The sequence below is a fragment of the Paraburkholderia sp. CNPSo 3272 genome (assembly GCF_024206495.1).
GTDB lineage: Bacteria > Pseudomonadota > Gammaproteobacteria > Burkholderiales > Burkholderiaceae > Paraburkholderia.
In genome coordinates, this window is record NZ_JAMBPQ010000032.1 from 44,552 (window position 1) to 59,803 (window position 15,252).

Genomic DNA, 15,252 nt, shown 5'->3' on the forward strand with positions numbered 1-15,252 from the left:
ACTCAGGCCGCGGCGACCGGCTCAACCGACACTTCGATCAGGTGGCGCTCCGCGTCGAGCATCGGCACGCTCAGGCGGATCGTATTGAGTGCCTTGGTGCCGGTCGGCAAGCGCTCGATCTCACCTTCGGGGTGCACACCCTTCATGGCCCAGATCGCGCCGCCCTCGGCAACGAGGTGACGGGCCAGTGTAACGAAATCGGCGAGATCCGCGAATGCCCGAGACACGATCAAATCGAATTTTTTCGGTACTTCCATGCCAGGACGCAGCGATTCGACCCGGCCGGTCACCACCGAGAGGTTCGCGAGTCCGAGTTCGGCCTTCGCCTGCGACTGGAACGCCGACTTCTTCTGCACGATATCGTTGAGCGTGACTTGCCAGTGCGGGCGCACGATCGCGAGCACGATGCCAGGCAGTCCGCCGCCGGAGCCTACATCGAGCACGGTTGCGTCGGCGCGCGCCGGCAGATGCGGCACGATCGAAAGTGAATCGAGAATGTGCTGGATCAGCATCTGGCGCGGATCGCGAATCGCCGTGAGGTTGTACACGGCGTTCCACTTGGCGAGCAGCGCAACGTAGTCGAGCAACTGCTCGTACTGCCGTTCGGTGAGTTCGACGCCAAGCGCCCCTGCGCCCTCTTTCAGCAGACGAGCCAGCGCGTCGCGGTCCGCAATGCCGGGTTGCCTCGGGCGCCCCGTCATTGCGCCACCGGCGTCGAGTCGGTGCCGCTTTCGTCTGTGGCGCCCGGATTCTGGCGACGGCGGCCAAGGCCACGCTTGAGATGAACCATCAGCAACGAGATCGCGGCGGGGGTAATGCCCGAAATGCGCGACGCCTGGCCGATCGTCTCAGGGCGGAACTGATTCAGCTTCTGGCGCGCTTCAAACGACAGGCCGCGCACTTCCGCGTAATCGATGCCTTCCGGCAGACGGGCATTTTCCTGCGCGCCATTGCGCTCGATCTCGTCGGCCTGGCGATCGATATAACCCTGATATTTGATGCCGATTTCGATCTGCTCCTTGATCTGGGCGAGCAGAACTTCATCGTCGGCGAGCGGGGTTTTCGGCGCGCAAGCGCCTTCGCGCAGACCGCATACGCCGTCATAGCTCACGCCCGGGCGACGCAGCAAGTCCGCGAGGTTGTATTCGCGGTCGATCGACTTGCCAAGCAGTGCCGTCGCTTCTTCAGCCGAAAGCGTCTTGGGGTTCACCCAGGTGGACTTCAGACGCTCCGTTTCACGTGAAACAGCATCGCGCTTACGGGAGAATGCGTCCCAACGGACGTCGTCAACCACGCCCAGCTCGCGGCCGACCTCCGTCAGACGCATATCCGCGTTGTCTTCACGCAGGCTCAAGCGGTATTCGGCTCGGCTTGTGAACATGCGATACGGCTCGGAAACGCCGCGTGTCACCAGATCATCGACTAGCACCCCGAGGTACGCCTGATCGCGGCGCGGGCACCAGGCGTCCTTCCCCTGCACCTGCAGGCCTGCGTTCATACCGGCGAGCAAGCCTTGTGCTGCCGCCTCTTCATAGCCCGTCGTACCGTTGATTTGGCCCGCAAAAAACAGCCCATTGATCACTTTGGTTTCGAGCGAAGCCTTGAGCCCGCGCGGGTCGAAGTAATCGTATTCGATTGCGTAACCCGGACGGAGGATGTGCGCATGTTCGAGGCCACGCATCGAGTGCACGAGTTCGAGCTGCACATCGAACGGCAGGCTCGTGGAGATGCCATTCGGGTAGAACTCGTTCGTGGTCAGGCCTTCCGGTTCGAGGAAGATCTGGTGTGATTCCTTCGAGGCGAAGCGATGAATCTTGTCCTCGATGGACGGGCAATAGCGCGGCCCCACCCCTTCGATCACGCCCGTGTACATCGGCGAGCGGTCGAGACCGCCGCGGATGATGTCGTGGGTGCGCTCGTTCGTGTGCGTGACCCAGCACGGAATCTGACGCGGATGCTGCTCCGCGCGGCCAAGAAACGAGAACACCGGCACCGGATCGAGGTCGCCCGGCTGCTCTTCGAGCACCGAGAAGTCGATCGTGCGGCCGTCGATACGCGGCGGCGTGCCCGTCTTGAGGCGGCCCTGCGGCAGCTTCAGCTCCTTCAGGCGCGACGAGAGCGTCACGGCAGCGGGATCGCCGGCGCGGCCGCCCGTGTAGTTGTTCAGGCCCACGTGGATCTTGCCGTCGAGGAAAGTCCCCGCCGTCAGCACGACTGCACGGCTGCGGAAGCGGATGCCCAACTGCGTTACGGCGCCTACGACGCGATCGCCTTCGACCATCAGATCTTCCACGGCCTGCTGGAAGAGCCAGAGATTCGGCTGATTCTCGAGGCGTCGGCGGATCGCCGCCTTATACAGAATGCGGTCGGCCTGCGCGCGCGTCGCCCGAACTGCCGGGCCCTTGGACGAATTGAGGATGCGGAACTGGATCCCGCCCTCGTCCGTTGCCGCGGCCATGGCGCCCCCGAGCGCATCGACTTCCTTGACCAGATGGCCCTTGCCGATGCCGCCAATCGACGGATTGCAGCTCATCTGGCCCAGCGTTTCGATGTTGTGCGTAAGCAGGAGCGTCTTGACGCCCATGCGGGCGGCTGCAAGCGCAGCCTCGGTTCCGGCGTGACCGCCGCCGACGACGATTACGTCAAATTCTGTGGGATAAAGCATGGCGGGACCTCACGCTTGGACGGAAACGACCGCGTGAGCCTTCTCAGAAAAAGTGGTATGCGCGAATTATAACGGTTTCGGCTTTTCGGCCGTTCACACCCGAATTTGTTCCCGAGATTGGCCCGCGTTGACCAAAAAAAGCGGCGTGTTTCACGTGAAACACGCCGCACATTTCTACAGCGATAGGCGAAGTCAGACCGGCTTCTTCGCCAACCCGAGATACGTTTCAATCACGCGCGGGTTCTGCGCCAACTGCCCCGCCGGCCCTTCAAGCGCCAGGTCGCCCGTTTCCAGCACATAGCCGTAGTCGGAAATCTGCAATGCAGCGCGTGCATTCTGCTCGATCAGCAGCGTGGCAACGCCGGTTTGCCTCAGCGCACTGATGATGTGGAAGATTTCCTTCACGATCAGCGGCGCAAGACCGAGGCTCGGCTCGTCGAGCATCAACAGATCGGGCTTGCCCATCAAGGCGCGGCCGACTGCGAGCATCTGGCGCTCGCCGCCCGAAAGCGTGCCAGCGGCCTGCGCCCGGCGCTCCTTCAAGCGCGGAAACAGCGTGAAAACCGGCTCGAGCTGATCGAGAAAATTACGTTCACCGGCGCGCTTGCGGCGGTACGCGCCGAGCACGAGGTTGTCCTCCACCGTCATCGAGGCAAACAGTTCGCGCTTCTCCGGCACGAGACACATGCCACGCGCCACGCGCCGCTCGATCGGCAGAGCGCCGATCTCTTCGCCCATATAAGCGATGCGGCCGCTCGCATGCCCCGTCACGGGCAGCGCGCCCATGATGGCGTTGAGCAGCGTGGACTTGCCCGCGCCGTTCGGGCCGATCACGGAGACGATCTGCCCCGCGCCTACCTTGATCGCCGCTTTGTGCAGCGCCTCGATCTTGCCGTAGCGAACGGCGAGTCCGGAAACTTCCAGTACGGGAGTCGTCATCATTCCACCCCGCCCAGATACGCTTCCAGAACGGCTGGATCCTTTTGCACCTCTTGCGGCAAACCTTCTGCGATGCGCGTGCCGAACTCCATCACCACGAGGCGGTCGGTGAGATTCATCACGAAATCCATGTCGTGTTCGACCAGCAGCACGCTCATCCCCTCTTCTCTCAGTTTGCGAAGCAATGCCGCCAACTGTTGCTTTTCCCGGTAGCGCAGGCCCGCCGCAGGCTCGTCGAGCAGCAGCAAGGTCGGATCACAGCAGAGCGCGCGGGCAATCTCGAGGATGCGCTGCTGACCGAGCGCGAGGCTGCCCGCTTCGTCATACATATGCTGCTCGAGACCCACGCGTCGAATCTGCTTCGCCGCCTCGCTCATGAGCCGCCCTTCTTCCGTGGCATTGAGCTTGGCCACACTGCGCAACACGCCCGCGCGACCACGCAGGTGCGCGCCGATGGCGACGTTCTCGAGCACCGTCATCGTCGGCAGCAGCTTGACGTGCTGGAACGTGCGGCCAATACCGCGCGCGACGATTTCACGTGAAGTGAGGCGGTCGATGCGCTCGCCGCGGAACGTGATCTCGCCGCTGGTCGGCTGAAGCACACCGGTCACGAGGTTGAAGGTCGTCGACTTGCCCGCACCGTTGGGACCGATCAGGCCGATGATCTGCCCCGCCTTCACGTCGAAGCTGACGTCGTTCACCGCCACGAGACCGCCGAACTGCTTGCGCGCCTTGTTCACCGTCAGCAGCATTTCGCCGGTCGCCGGCTTGCTGCGCTGCGGCAAGGCTTCGGCGTGCTCGGGCACATGCGCCTGCGGGCCGCGCGGGAAGAAGCGCGCCACGAACGGCCAGACGCCTCGCCGCGCGTATTGCAGCAGCAGCACCATCAATATGCCGAACACGATGATCTCGAAGTTGCCGTTCTCGCCCAGCAGCTTCGGCAGCAGGGTTTGCAGCCAGTCCTGCAGCACGGTGAGAATCGCCGCGCCCAGCACTGCGCCCCAGACGTGCGCCACGCCGCCCACCACGGCCATGAAGAGATATTCGATGCCGTGATTCAGACCGAACGGCGTCGGGTTCACCGCGCGCTGCAAGTGCGCGTACAGGAAGCCCGAAACGGCTGCGAGCACGGCCGCATAGACGAAGATCACCACGCGCATCCAGCCGGTGTTCACGCCCATGGCCTCGGCCATCATGCCGCCGCCGCGCAGCGCGCGAATCGCGCGCCCCATGCGGCTATTAAGCAGATTTTGAACAGATAGCACGGACGCAAGCACCACGACCCAGATCAGGTAGTAGATATGGCGGCCCGATTCGAGGTCGATGCCCAGCACGTTCAGCACGGGAATGCCGTTGATGCCGTCGTACTTGCCTAGCATGTCGAGGTTGCCGAACAGGAAGAACAGCGCGAGGCCCCAGGCGATCGTGCCGAGCGGCAGGAAGTGGCCCGACAGACGCATCGTGACGAGCCCCAGAACGAGCGCTACGAGCGCCGTGATCACCACGCCGACGATGAGCGCGAGCCACGGCGAAACGCCGTACTGCGTCGTCAGATAGGCAGTCGCGTAAGCCCCGAGCCCGACGAACGCCGCCTGCCCGAAGCTCGTCATCCCGCCGATGCCGGTGAGCAGCACGAGCCCGATCGCGACGATCGAATACAGGCCGATGTAGTTGAGCAGCGTGATCCAGTACTCGGGCACATGCACCGGATGAGGCAGCACCGGCAACGCGAACATCACCACGAGGAACAGCCAGAAGAAGCGGTTGTGCATGACGAATCGTTTCATCGCATCACTCCTCTTCCTCTTCGGCGTGCGGCGTCGAGAGCGAGCGCCACAGCAGCACCGGGATGATCAGCGTAAACACGATCACTTCCTTGTAAGAGCTCGCCCAGAACGACGAGTACGACTCCAGCAGGCCCACGAGCACGGAACCCGCCGCAGCCAGCGGATAGCTCACCAGACCGCCGATAATGGCGCCGACGAAGCCCTTGAGGCCGATCAGGAAGCCTGAGTCGTAGTAGATGGTGGTGAGCGGCGAGACGAGAATGCCGCACAGCGCACCGAGGCCCGCGGCGAGCGTGAACGCGAGCCGCCCGGCCTGCGTGGTGCCGATGCCGACGAGCCGCGCGCCGAGCCGGTTCACCGAGGTCGCGCGCAGCGCCTTGCCCGAGATCGTGCGATCGAAATAGAGATACAGGGCGACGATCAACACGGCGGCCGTGCCGATCACCCAGAGGCTTTGGCCCGAGATCGACAGGCTGCCGATGTTGAACGTGGCGTCGGAGAACGCATTCGTGCGCGAGCCTTCCGCGCCGAACATCACTAGCCCGAGGCCCACCATCGCAAAGTGCACGGCCACCGCGACGATCAGCAGCAGCAGCGTGGTCGCTTCGGCGATCGGCTCATACGCGAGGCGATAGATGAACGGCCCCATCGGCACCACGATCGCGAGTGTGAGCGCAATCTGGACGAGCATCGGCAGCTGCTGGCTCGCTACCCCGCGCGTCACCGCATAAAGCGCGATGGGAAAGAGCAGATACTTGCCGGCAAGCGTCACGAGCGTGCGCGCCGCGTGGCGCCGCCGTTCGGCGTGACGCACGAGTGCGGCGGTCTCGACCAGGAAGCACGCCGCGCCGAGCGCGACGAGCAGCCAGCAGGTGGCCGGAAACTTCTGCGATTGCAGCGCGGCGAGCGTGAGCGCGCCATACGAAACGAATTCGCCCTGCGGAATGAAGATCACCCGCGTGACCGAGAACACCAGCACCAGGGCGAGCGCAAGCAGCGCATAGATCGCACCGGTGGTGATGCCGTCCTGCGCGAGGATCGCGGCGATCGATAAATCCATACTCCCCTCTTCCTGAAACCTTCTGGAACCTGGAAAAACAGCGACGTCGAAAAACGGAAATGCTGGTGAACCGTGCGAGTCGCGGTTCGGACTTCGCGTATGAAAAGCCGGTGCGCAGAGGTAAATCCGCGCACCGGTCATGCTTGTCCTTGCTTGTGCTCGATTGTCAGTGGCCAGAATGACGCCGTGACGCGCGCGCGTGTTTCACGGGAAAACGCGCGGCGCTTTCCCGTGCGCCGCACCTTATTCGCTCTGCAGCTTCCACTTGTTGTTGACGATCTCGACGATCACACGTGCGCGCTGGTCGAGGCCCGCATGATCCGTCGCGCTCATGTTGAAGATGCCGTGCGCGCCCGCCACGTCCTGCGAGTTTTCGAGCGCGGCGCGCAGCGCCACGCGGAACGCCTCGGTGCCCGGCTGGCCCGCCTTCAAGGCGACCGGAATCGCGCGCTGGAGCAACTGGCCGGCGTCCCATGCATGACCGCCGAAGGTCGCCACCGTGCCAACGCCATAGGCCTTCTCATAGGCCGTCTTGTAGGCCAGCGCCGACTTCTTCACAGGGTTCGAATCGGGCAACTGGTCGGCCACGAGGATCGGGCCCGCGGGCAGCAGTTCGCCTTCGCAATCCTTGCCGCAGACGCGCAGGAAGTCGTTATTCGCCACGCCGTGCGTCTGATAGATCCTGCCCTTGTAGCCGCGATCCTTGAGCGTGGTCGCGGGCAGCGCCGCGGGCGTGCCCGAGCCGGCGATCAGGATCGCGTCGGGGTTCGCCGACATCAGCTTGAGCGCCTGGCCCGTCACCGACGAGTCGGTGCGGTTATAGCGCTCGTTCGCCACGATCTTGAGATTGTGCTTTCCGGCCGCGCTGGTGAACTCCTTGAGCCAGCTGTCGCCGTAGGCGTCGGTGAAGCCGATGAAGCCCACCGTCTTCACGCCCTGCTTCTCCATGTAGCTCGCGAGCGCGTCGGCCATCAGGCTGTCGTTCTGCGGCGTCTTGAAGGCCCACTGACGCTTCGCGTCGATCGGCTCGACGATCGCGGCGGATGCGGCGAGCGAAATCATCGGCGTCTTGCCCTGCGCGACGACGTCGAGCATGGCGAGCGAGTTCGGCGTGACCGACGAGCCGATGATAGCGTCCACGTGGTCTTCGTCGATCAGCTTGTGCGTGTTCTGCACGGCCTTGCTCGTGTCCGAGGCGTCGTCGAGCACGATGTACTGCACGCTCTTGCCCGCGATTTCCTTGGGCAGCAGCGCGATGGTGTTCTTCTCCGGAATGCCGAGCGACGCGGCCGGCCCCGTTGCCGAGAGCGTCACGCCAATCTTCACCTGCGCAGCGGCGATGCCCGCCGCGCCCATCAGCGCCGCTGCGAGTCCGGCACTGATCGAGCTCAATACCCACTTCTTCGTTTTCATTGCGCGTCTCCAAACGCTTGCTCTACGTGTTGTCGATTGATCCTGCGCCGATTACTAGGATGTTCGTAAATCGACGCCGGCCTTTGAGTGTAGTAATCGGGATCGCGCGTGTAATGCATGGTTTTCCCTGCCTGCGGCGGCGCACAAGCCGCCGCGCGCCAAGGTGCGCTTTCCGCTTTTATCGACTGCCTGCTGCCTTGCCCTTACTGCCTTCCCTGCTGCTGCGAAATGCGCTGCGAATCTGTTGCCACGGCAACAAAAAAGGCACCTCAATCGAGCGTGCCTTTTTGGTGTTTCATGCTTCGTTCAACCGGCGCTCAATCGCCGGCGAGTTTCCACTTGCCGCCGACGATCTCCACCATCACGCGGGCACGCTGGTCGAGACCCGCGTGGTCGGTCGCGCTCATGTTGAAGATGCCGTGCGCGCCGGCCACGTCATGCGAGTTTTCGAGCGCGGCGCGCAGCGCTTCGCGAAAGGCCTTCGAGCCCGGCTGACCCGCTTTGAGCGCGAGCGCAATCGCGTGCTGGAGCAAGAGGCCCGCGTCCCAGGCGTGACCGCCGAAAGTCGAGATCGAGCCTGCGCCATAGGCCTTTTCATACGCTGCCTTATACGCAAGCGCCGACTGCTTCACGGGATTCGAATCCGGCAATTGATCGGCGACGAGCAGGGGCCCGGCGGGCAGCCAGGTGCCGTCGCAGTCCTTGCCGCACACGCGCAGGAAGTCGTTGTTGGCCACGCCGTGCGTCTGGTAGTACTTGCCGGCGTAGCCGCGCTCCTTGAGCGTTCTCTGCGGTAGCGCGGCCGGCGTGCCCGCACCCGCGATGAGGACTGCGTCGGGGTGCTGCGAGATCATCTTGAGCACCTGGCCCGTGACCGAGGCATCGTTACGCGCGAAGCGTTCGTTCGCCACGACCTTGATGTTCTGTTTGGCAGCGGCCGCGCTGAATTCCTTGTACCAGCTCTCGCCATAGGCGTCTGCGAAGCCGATGAAGGCCACCGTCTTCACGCCGTGCGCGGCCATGTGCTGCGCGATGGCGCCGGCCATCAGCGCGTCGTTCTGCGGCGTCTTGAAGACCCACGAGCGTTTGGCATCCATCGGCTCGACGATCGAGGCCGCTGCGGCCATTGAGATCATCGGCGTGGACGTTTCCGCAGCCACGTCGATCATGGCGAGCGAGTTGGGCACGACCGTCGAGCCGATCAAGGCGTCGACGTGATCTTCGCTCGTGAGCTTGCGTGCGTTCTTCACCGCCTGGGTGGAATCCGTGGCGTCGTCGAGCACGATGTAATCGACTTTCTGGCCCGCGATTTCCTTCGGCAGCAGCGCAACCGTGTTCTTTTCCGGAATCCCGAGCGAGGCAGCCGGCCCCGTCGCCGACAGCGTCACACCGATCTTCACATCTGCATGCGCCCCGCCTGCCGTCGCGGCGAGCACCCCGGTCGCGACGCAGGCCGCCCCCATCCAACGCAAAACCAACTGCATCTCCACTCCTTCTATTCGTTTTCTTTATTGCTACGGATTTGTGGCGCACCGCGGCCGATTACCTCATACGCAAATCGATAAGCGGCTGCGGGAAATCAACGCAAAAATGCTGACCGCACGGTCGGTGATTGGCGAGTGTAGCGGTCTGCGTATTCAGATGGCAAGCGCTTTCCATCTGCTTACAGTGAGCAGGATTGCGCGCTCGCTTTGCGTAATGCGCAAACGCTTGTGCTGCGGGCGAGGTCCGGCCCGCGGCCCGATTTGCGTAATTTGGGAAAGGAATAATCGGCGCTTGCGAAGGTGCGTAAGTCGCATGCCACGCAGCCGAAAAAGATGATCGGCCCGCCGTCGAAAACAGGCGCGTAGAAATATAAAAAGCGCTGTTGGACTCTCGTCCAACAGCGCTTCCTTGTCCGGGCACTTGGTGCCTCAGTTGTCTCCTCGTTCTCCACCTGCAAATTCGGTGCATCAGAACTAAGTGCAACTTTAAACTTCACCCCCCTCTGCAGCAACTAGCATTTACCCTAGTGGTGCAGTGCGGCACCGAATTGGGGCGCGTCGCCACAGATTTGTCGCACGGCGGCCCTCTGCGGGATGCCGCAGCGCGACATCTTTGCGCGGGCTATGCCACCTCGGGCGGGCGGCCGATCATTCTATCGCAGTCCGGAGTAGTCCGGCACGCCCGGCCGTCACGCGCGCAGGGGCCGCACGCGCGCCACGATCTCGCCGACAATGCCGCGCCGGAATGCCAGCACGCAGGCAATGAAAATGATGCCCGTGACGATCGTTGTGGACTCACCGAGTGAGCGGAACCACTCGACGCCCGTCCCTCTTGCGAGCGCCGTGCCGATATCGCCCAGCCGGTCCTCCAGCGCGACGATGAGGGTTGCGCCGAGCAGCGGCCCGAACAGCGTGCCCATGCCGCCCACAAGCGTCATGAGGATCACGAGACCCGACATGGTCCAGTACGCGTCGCCGAGCGTTTCGAAGCCGAGCACGAGCACCTTCAGCGCGCCGGCTAGACCCGCGAGCCCCGCCGACAACACGAACGCGAGCAGCTTGAAGCGGTCGGTGTCGTAGCCGAGCGAGACGGCGCGCGGCTCGTTCTCCTTGATCGCCACGAGTACCTGCCCGAACGGCGAATGCACGATGCGCACGATCAGACCGAACGCGAGCACCATTACGACTAGCACGACGTAGTAGAGCGAGAGATCGGAACCGAGCGAAAGCACGCCGAACAGCTTGCCGCGCGGCACGCCCTGCAGACCGTCTTCGCCGTGCGTGAACGGCGCCTGCAGGAACACGAAATAGACCATCTGCGCGAGCGCGAGCGTGACCATCGAAAAGTAGATGCCCTGCCGGCGAATCGCGAAGATGCCAACCACGAGCCCGAGGACCGTGGCGACCGCCGTGCCCGCGAGGACGCCCACCTCGGGCGTGAAATTGAGCGACTGGATCGCGTAGCCTGCCGTATAGCCCGCGCTCGCGAGAAACATCGCATGGCCGAACGAAAGCAGGCCCGTGTAGCCGATCAGCAGGTTGAACGCCGCGGCGAACAGGGCGAAGCACAACACCTTCATCACGAAGAGCGGATAGGCGCCGGCGAACGGCGCGACGATCAGCCCGATCAGCAACAAACCATAGAGCGCTTTTCTTTGCATCATCGTTCCTTGCCGAAGAGACCCGCGGGGCGAATCAGCAGCACGATCGCCATGATTACGAACACCACGGTCGCGGAGGCCTCGGGCCAGAACACCCGCGTGAAGCCTTCGATCACGCCGAGCATGAGGCCGGTGAGGATCGAGCCCATGATCGAGCCCATGCCGCCGATCACGACCACGGCGAAGACGGTGATGATCATCGGTTGGCCCATGAGCGGAGAGACCTGGATCACGGGCGCGGCGAGTACGCCCGCAAACGCCGCGAGTGCGACGCCGAAGCCGTAGGTCAGCGTGATCATGAGCGGCACGTTGATGCCGAACGCCTCGACGAGCTTGGGGTTCTCCGTGCCCGCGCGCAGATACGCGCCAAGGCGTGTCTTTTCGATTACGAACCAGGTCGCGAAGCACACGGCAAGCGAAGCCACCACCACCCAGGCGCGATAGTTGGGCAAATACATAAAGCCTAGATTCGTCGCGCCGGCGAGCAGGTCAGGCACATCATAGGGCTGCCCCGACGAGCCGTAGATCGAGCGGAACACGCCCTCCACCACGAGCGTGAGACCGAAAGTGAGCAGGAGTCCGTACAGATGATCGAGCTTATAAAGCCAGCGCAGCATGGAGCGCTCGATCACGACGCCGAACAGGCCGACCACGAGCGGAGCGACGACGAGCATCACCCAGTAAGGCAGGTCGAAGTACGCGAGCCCCATCCACGTAAGCATCGCGCCCAGCATGAACAACGCGCCGTGGGCGAAGTTGATCACGTTGAGCATGCCGAAAATCACCGCGAGACCGAGGCTCAGGATCGCGTAGAACGAGCCGTTCACGAGCCCGAGCAGCAACTGGCTCAGCATTGCCGGAAGCGGAATGCCAAAAATCGTCATGAAAGCCGCCCATTGACGCATTAACGCATTAACGGATTACGCAATCATGCCGCGCCCGGCGCACCCGCTTCGGGGCGCCGGGCGCGGCATCCGACTGCAGCATTTACGCGCGCGCGCTCACTTCCACAGCGCGCACTTGCTCTCCTGCTTCGTCGTATAGGCCTGCTCGCCCGGGATCGTCTGCACCACCTTGTAGTAGTCCCACGGCTTCTTCGACTCGGACGGCTTCTTCACCTCGACGAGATACATGTCGTGGATCAGCACGCCGTCCTGGCGGATGTAGCCGCCCTTGGTATAGAAGTCGTTGACCTTGGTCTTCTTGAGCTGCTCCATGACCTTGTCGGAATCCGTCGTGCCGGCCGCTTGCACCGCCTTCAGATACGTCGTCACCGCCGAATAGTCAGCCGCCTGAAGTTCGGACGGCATCTTCTTCGTCTGGTCGAAGTAGCGCTGCGCCCACTTGCGCGTGTCGTCGTTCTGGTCCCAGTACCAGCCGGTCGTGAGCACGAGGCCCTGCGTGGTGTCGAGTCCGAGGCTGTGCACGTCGGGCAGGAACATCAGCAGCGCAGCGGTCTTCATGGTCTTGTTGATGCCGAATTCCTTCGCGGCCTTGATCGCGTTGACCGTGTCGCCGCCCGCGTTCGCGAGGCCGAGGATCTGCGCCTTCGAGGCTTGCGCCTGCAGCAGGAACGACGAGAAGTCCGACGCCGAGAGCGGATGGCGCACTTCGCCGAGCACCTGGCCGCCGTTCGCCTTCACGACGTCCGCGGTGTTCTTCTCGAGCGACTTGCCGAACGCGTAGTCGGCGGTCAGGAAGAACCAGCTCTTGCCGCCCTGCTTGAGCACAGCGAGGCCCGTGCCCTTGGCGAGCGCGACCGTGTCATAGCCGTAGTGGACCGTGTACGGCGTGCACTGCTCGTTCGTCAGTGCGTCCGTGCCCGCGCCCGTGTTGAAGTACACCTTCTTCTTCTCTTGCGCGACCTGGTTCATCGCCAGCGCCGTCGCCGAGTTCGTGCCGCCGAGCAGCATGGTGAGCCCGTCACGGTCGAACCATTCGCGCGCCTTCGAAGCGGCGATATCGGCCTTGTTCTGGTGATCGGCGTACTCGATCTGGATCGGCTTGCCGAGCACCTTGCCGCCGAAGTCCGCGACCGCCATCTTGATCGCCGTGAGGCCGCCCTGACCGTCGTCGTCAGCGTAGAGGCCGGACATGTCCGTGATGAAGCCGATCTTCACCGCGTCGTCGGCGGCCTGCGCGCTCCCCGCGCTGAACGCCATCGCAGCTGCCGAGGCGGCAAAAAGGCCCGCGAGCCGCGCGAACGTGGTTTTCTTCATTGCAGTCTCCTTCCTTGGTTGCGTAGTTATTCAGGAACATTCCATGAACGCTGGGGGCAAAGCGATTCGCGCGGCACCGTTGCGTCGCGCAGCAAATCAGAACAGAAAATTAAACGCCCAGCAGGTCGTGCAGCACCGGCATCTTTCCCTCGAGCTCGGCGGTACCGAAGTGCTCGACGATGCGCCCGTGCTCCATCACGTAAAAGCGGTCCGCGAGCGGCGCCGCAAAACGGAAGTTCTGCTCGACCATCACGATCGTGTAGCCGCGCGACTTAAGCGTGAGGATCATGCGCGCGAGCGTTTGCACGATGACCGGCGCGAGACCTTCGGATATCTCGTCGAGCAGCAGCAGGTTCGCGCCCGTGCGCAGGATGCGCGCCACGGCCAGCATCTGCTGCTCGCCGCCGGAAAGCCGCGTGCCCTGGCTGTTGCGCCGTTCGGCGAGATTGGGAAACATCGCGTAGATCTCGTCGAGCGACATGCCCTCCGCCACTTTTGCCCCTTTCGCACCGACATGCGGCGGCAGGAGCAGATTCTCTTCGCAGGAGAGGCTCGCGAAAATGCCTCGCTCCTCGGGGCAATATCCCACGCCGCAGTGCGCGATGCGATAGGTGGGCATCTGGATCGTCTCGCGCCCGCCAATCCGGATCGAGCCCGTGCGACGCCCGGTGAGCCCCATGATGGCGCGCAGCGTCGTCGTGCGCCCCGCGCCGTTGCGCCCGAGCAGCGTCACGACCTCGCCGCGCCCGACGGAAAGATCGACGCCGTGCAGAATGTGCGACTCGCCATACCACGCCTGCAGCCTCGTAATCTCCAGCGCCTTCGCGCTCTCGGCTGCGCCGGCGGCCGCAGCCGTTTCGCGTTCGGTGACCGTGTTCATGCGTGCGCCCCCGTCAGCGCCGCGTCGGCACTGCCCATATAGGCCTCGGCGACGAGCGGATTCTTCGAGACTTCGGCGTAGCTGCCTTCGGCGAGCACCTCGCCGCGCTGGAGCACCGTGATCGTGTCGGAGATGCCGGCAATCACGTTCATGTTGTGCTCGACCATGAGGATCGTGCGCCCGCTCGATACTTTCTTGATGAGCGCCGTCACGCGGTCCACGTCTTCGTGGCCCATGCCCTGGGTCGGTTCGTCGAGCAGCATCAGCTCGGGCTCCATCGCGAGCGTCGTGGCGATTTCCAGCGCGCGCTTGCGGCCATAGGCCAGCTCGACCGTGGGCACGTCGGCGAAATCGGTGAGGCCCACCTGCGTGAGCAGATCCATCGCGCGGTCGTTGAGCTCCGCGAGCGTGCGTTCGCTCTTCCAGAAGTGGTAGGCGGTGCCGAGCGAGCGCTGCAGCCCCACGCGCACGTTCTGGAGCGCCGTGAGGTGCGGAAACACGGCCGAAATCTGGAACGAGCGGATGATGCCGCGCCGCGCGATCTGCGCGGGCCGCTCATGCGTGATGTCGATGCCGTTGAAGACGATGCGCCCCGCGCTGGGCACGAGGAATTTGGTGAGGAGGTTGAAGCAGGTGGTCTTGCCTGCCCCGTTCGGCCCGATCAGTGCGTGGATCGAGCCGCGGCACACGCGCAGGTTCACGCCGTTCACGGCCGTGAAGCCCTTGAACTGTTTCGTGAGGTCGCGCGTCTCCAGAATCGTGTCGCCGAGAATCATGTCCCCTTCCGAGCGTGGTAAGGCGTAACACTGCAGACCGTCCGTGACTCGTGGTGCACGGTGAGGTCCGGCGCGGACGTGGCGGCGCGCCTCCCGATGCGCGCAACGCGCGCCTGCCGACTTTTGCGTCATTGTCTCGCCAAATGATGCAGCGCAATCATTGGGATTTGCACTTAAGGGAGCGTCACAAGGACAGCGAACATCACACCCCACAATTGACGACAGTACGATGAAAGATAGCCGCACGTTCGTCGCGTGATCGCGGCAAATCCTTGTCTCAGGGCGTACGGAAACCCGCGAGCGGAAGCGCTTCCCCTCGCGTCCCAAATAGTCGTCGACTCGACGCTATCTTGCGCGTCGCTCCATGC

General features: G+C 63.6%; 12 protein-coding genes. All 12 read right to left on the minus strand.

The annotated features are described in order from the left end of the window. Positions 1-2 precede the first annotated feature (2 nt). Positions 3-701 (minus strand): 16S rRNA (guanine(527)-N(7))-methyltransferase RsmG, encoded by a 699-nt coding sequence (rsmG, locus tag M3I53_RS28505; protein ID WP_254319193.1) that lies wholly within the window; start codon positions 699-701, stop codon positions 3-5. Next, entirely contained in the window at positions 698-2,665 is a 1,968-nt protein-coding gene (mnmG, locus tag M3I53_RS28510) for a tRNA uridine-5-carboxymethylaminomethyl(34) synthesis enzyme MnmG (protein WP_254319194.1), read from the minus strand. Before mnmG ends, rsmG begins: the two co-directional genes overlap by 4 nt. A 192-nt stretch (positions 2,666-2,857) precedes the next feature. Next, a complete protein-coding gene (locus M3I53_RS28515; protein ID WP_254319195.1) occupies positions 2,858-3,607 on the minus strand; it encodes an ABC transporter ATP-binding protein in 750 nt (249 codons plus the stop codon). Then, positions 3,604-5,391, minus strand: coding sequence for an ATP-binding cassette domain-containing protein (locus M3I53_RS28520; protein WP_254319196.1), 1,788 nt, complete (start codon positions 5,389-5,391; stop codon positions 3,604-3,606). Before M3I53_RS28520 ends, M3I53_RS28515 begins: the two co-directional genes overlap by 4 nt. A gap of 4 nt (positions 5,392-5,395) precedes the next feature. After that, positions 5,396-6,451, minus strand: coding sequence for a branched-chain amino acid ABC transporter permease (locus M3I53_RS28525; protein WP_254319197.1), 1,056 nt, complete (start codon positions 6,449-6,451; stop codon positions 5,396-5,398). Between the two features lie 243 nt (positions 6,452-6,694). Then, positions 6,695-7,864 carry an ABC transporter substrate-binding protein gene (locus M3I53_RS28530; protein ID WP_254319198.1) on the minus strand — a complete coding sequence of 390 codons (1,170 nt, stop codon included), beginning with the start codon at positions 7,862-7,864 and terminating at the stop codon, positions 6,695-6,697. 317 nt (positions 7,865-8,181) lie between these two features. After that, the gene (locus M3I53_RS28535; RefSeq protein WP_254319199.1) at positions 8,182-9,348 is read right to left on the minus strand and encodes an ABC transporter substrate-binding protein; all 1,167 of its coding nucleotides are present in this window, start codon (positions 9,346-9,348) and stop codon (positions 8,182-8,184) included. Between the two features lie 689 nt (positions 9,349-10,037). Then, entirely contained in the window at positions 10,038-11,009 is a 972-nt protein-coding gene (locus M3I53_RS28540; protein WP_254319219.1) for a branched-chain amino acid ABC transporter permease, read from the minus strand. Further along, positions 11,009-11,893: a branched-chain amino acid ABC transporter permease gene (locus M3I53_RS28545; protein WP_254319200.1), complete on the minus strand. Its 885-nt coding sequence runs from the start codon at positions 11,891-11,893 to the stop codon at positions 11,009-11,011. Before M3I53_RS28545 ends, M3I53_RS28540 begins: the two co-directional genes overlap by 1 nt. A 117-nt stretch (positions 11,894-12,010) precedes the next feature. Next, a complete protein-coding gene (locus M3I53_RS28550; RefSeq protein ID WP_254319201.1) occupies positions 12,011-13,228 on the minus strand; it encodes an ABC transporter substrate-binding protein in 1,218 nt (405 codons plus the stop codon). A 109-nt stretch (positions 13,229-13,337) separates the two neighbouring features. Then, a complete protein-coding gene (locus tag M3I53_RS28555) occupies positions 13,338-14,108 on the minus strand; it encodes an ABC transporter ATP-binding protein (RefSeq protein ID WP_254319202.1) in 771 nt (256 codons plus the stop codon). Continuing rightward, positions 14,105-14,884, minus strand: a complete 780-nt coding sequence (locus M3I53_RS28560; RefSeq protein WP_028203291.1) for an ABC transporter ATP-binding protein — start codon at positions 14,882-14,884, stop codon at positions 14,105-14,107. The genes M3I53_RS28555 and M3I53_RS28560 overlap by 4 nt, the downstream gene beginning before the upstream one ends. Positions 14,885-15,252 lie beyond the last annotated feature (368 nt).

Excerpts from the sequence above, each read along its gene's own strand:
- M3I53_RS28555 (WP_254319202.1), bottom strand. The coding sequence starts at position 14,108 with ATGAACACGGTCACCGAACGCGAAACGGCTGCGGCCGCCGGCGCAGCC.
- rsmG (WP_254319193.1), bottom strand. The coding sequence starts at position 701 with ATGACGGGGCGCCCGAGGCAACCCGGCATTGCGGACCGCGACGCGCTG.
- M3I53_RS28535 (WP_254319199.1), bottom strand. The coding sequence starts at position 9,348 with ATGCAGTTGGTTTTGCGTTGGATGGGGGCGGCCTGCGTCGCGACCGGG.
- M3I53_RS28515 (WP_254319195.1), bottom strand. The coding sequence starts at position 3,607 with ATGATGACGACTCCCGTACTGGAAGTTTCCGGACTCGCCGTTCGCTAC.
- M3I53_RS28530 (WP_254319198.1), bottom strand. The coding sequence starts at position 7,864 with ATGAAAACGAAGAAGTGGGTATTGAGCTCGATCAGTGCCGGACTCGCA.
- M3I53_RS28525 (WP_254319197.1), bottom strand. The coding sequence starts at position 6,451 with ATGGATTTATCGATCGCCGCGATCCTCGCGCAGGACGGCATCACCACC.
- M3I53_RS28540 (WP_254319219.1), bottom strand. The coding sequence starts at position 11,009 with ATGCAAAGAAAAGCGCTCTATGGTTTGTTGCTGATCGGGCTGATCGTC.
- M3I53_RS28520 (WP_254319196.1), bottom strand. The coding sequence starts at position 5,391 with ATGAAACGATTCGTCATGCACAACCGCTTCTTCTGGCTGTTCCTCGTG.
- M3I53_RS28560 (WP_028203291.1), bottom strand. The coding sequence starts at position 14,884 with ATGATTCTCGGCGACACGATTCTGGAGACGCGCGACCTCACGAAACAG.
- mnmG (WP_254319194.1), bottom strand. The coding sequence starts at position 2,665 with ATGCTTTATCCCACAGAATTTGACGTAATCGTCGTCGGCGGCGGTCAC.
- M3I53_RS28550 (WP_254319201.1), bottom strand. The coding sequence starts at position 13,228 with ATGAAGAAAACCACGTTCGCGCGGCTCGCGGGCCTTTTTGCCGCCTCG.
- M3I53_RS28545 (WP_254319200.1), bottom strand. The coding sequence starts at position 11,893 with ATGACGATTTTTGGCATTCCGCTTCCGGCAATGCTGAGCCAGTTGCTG.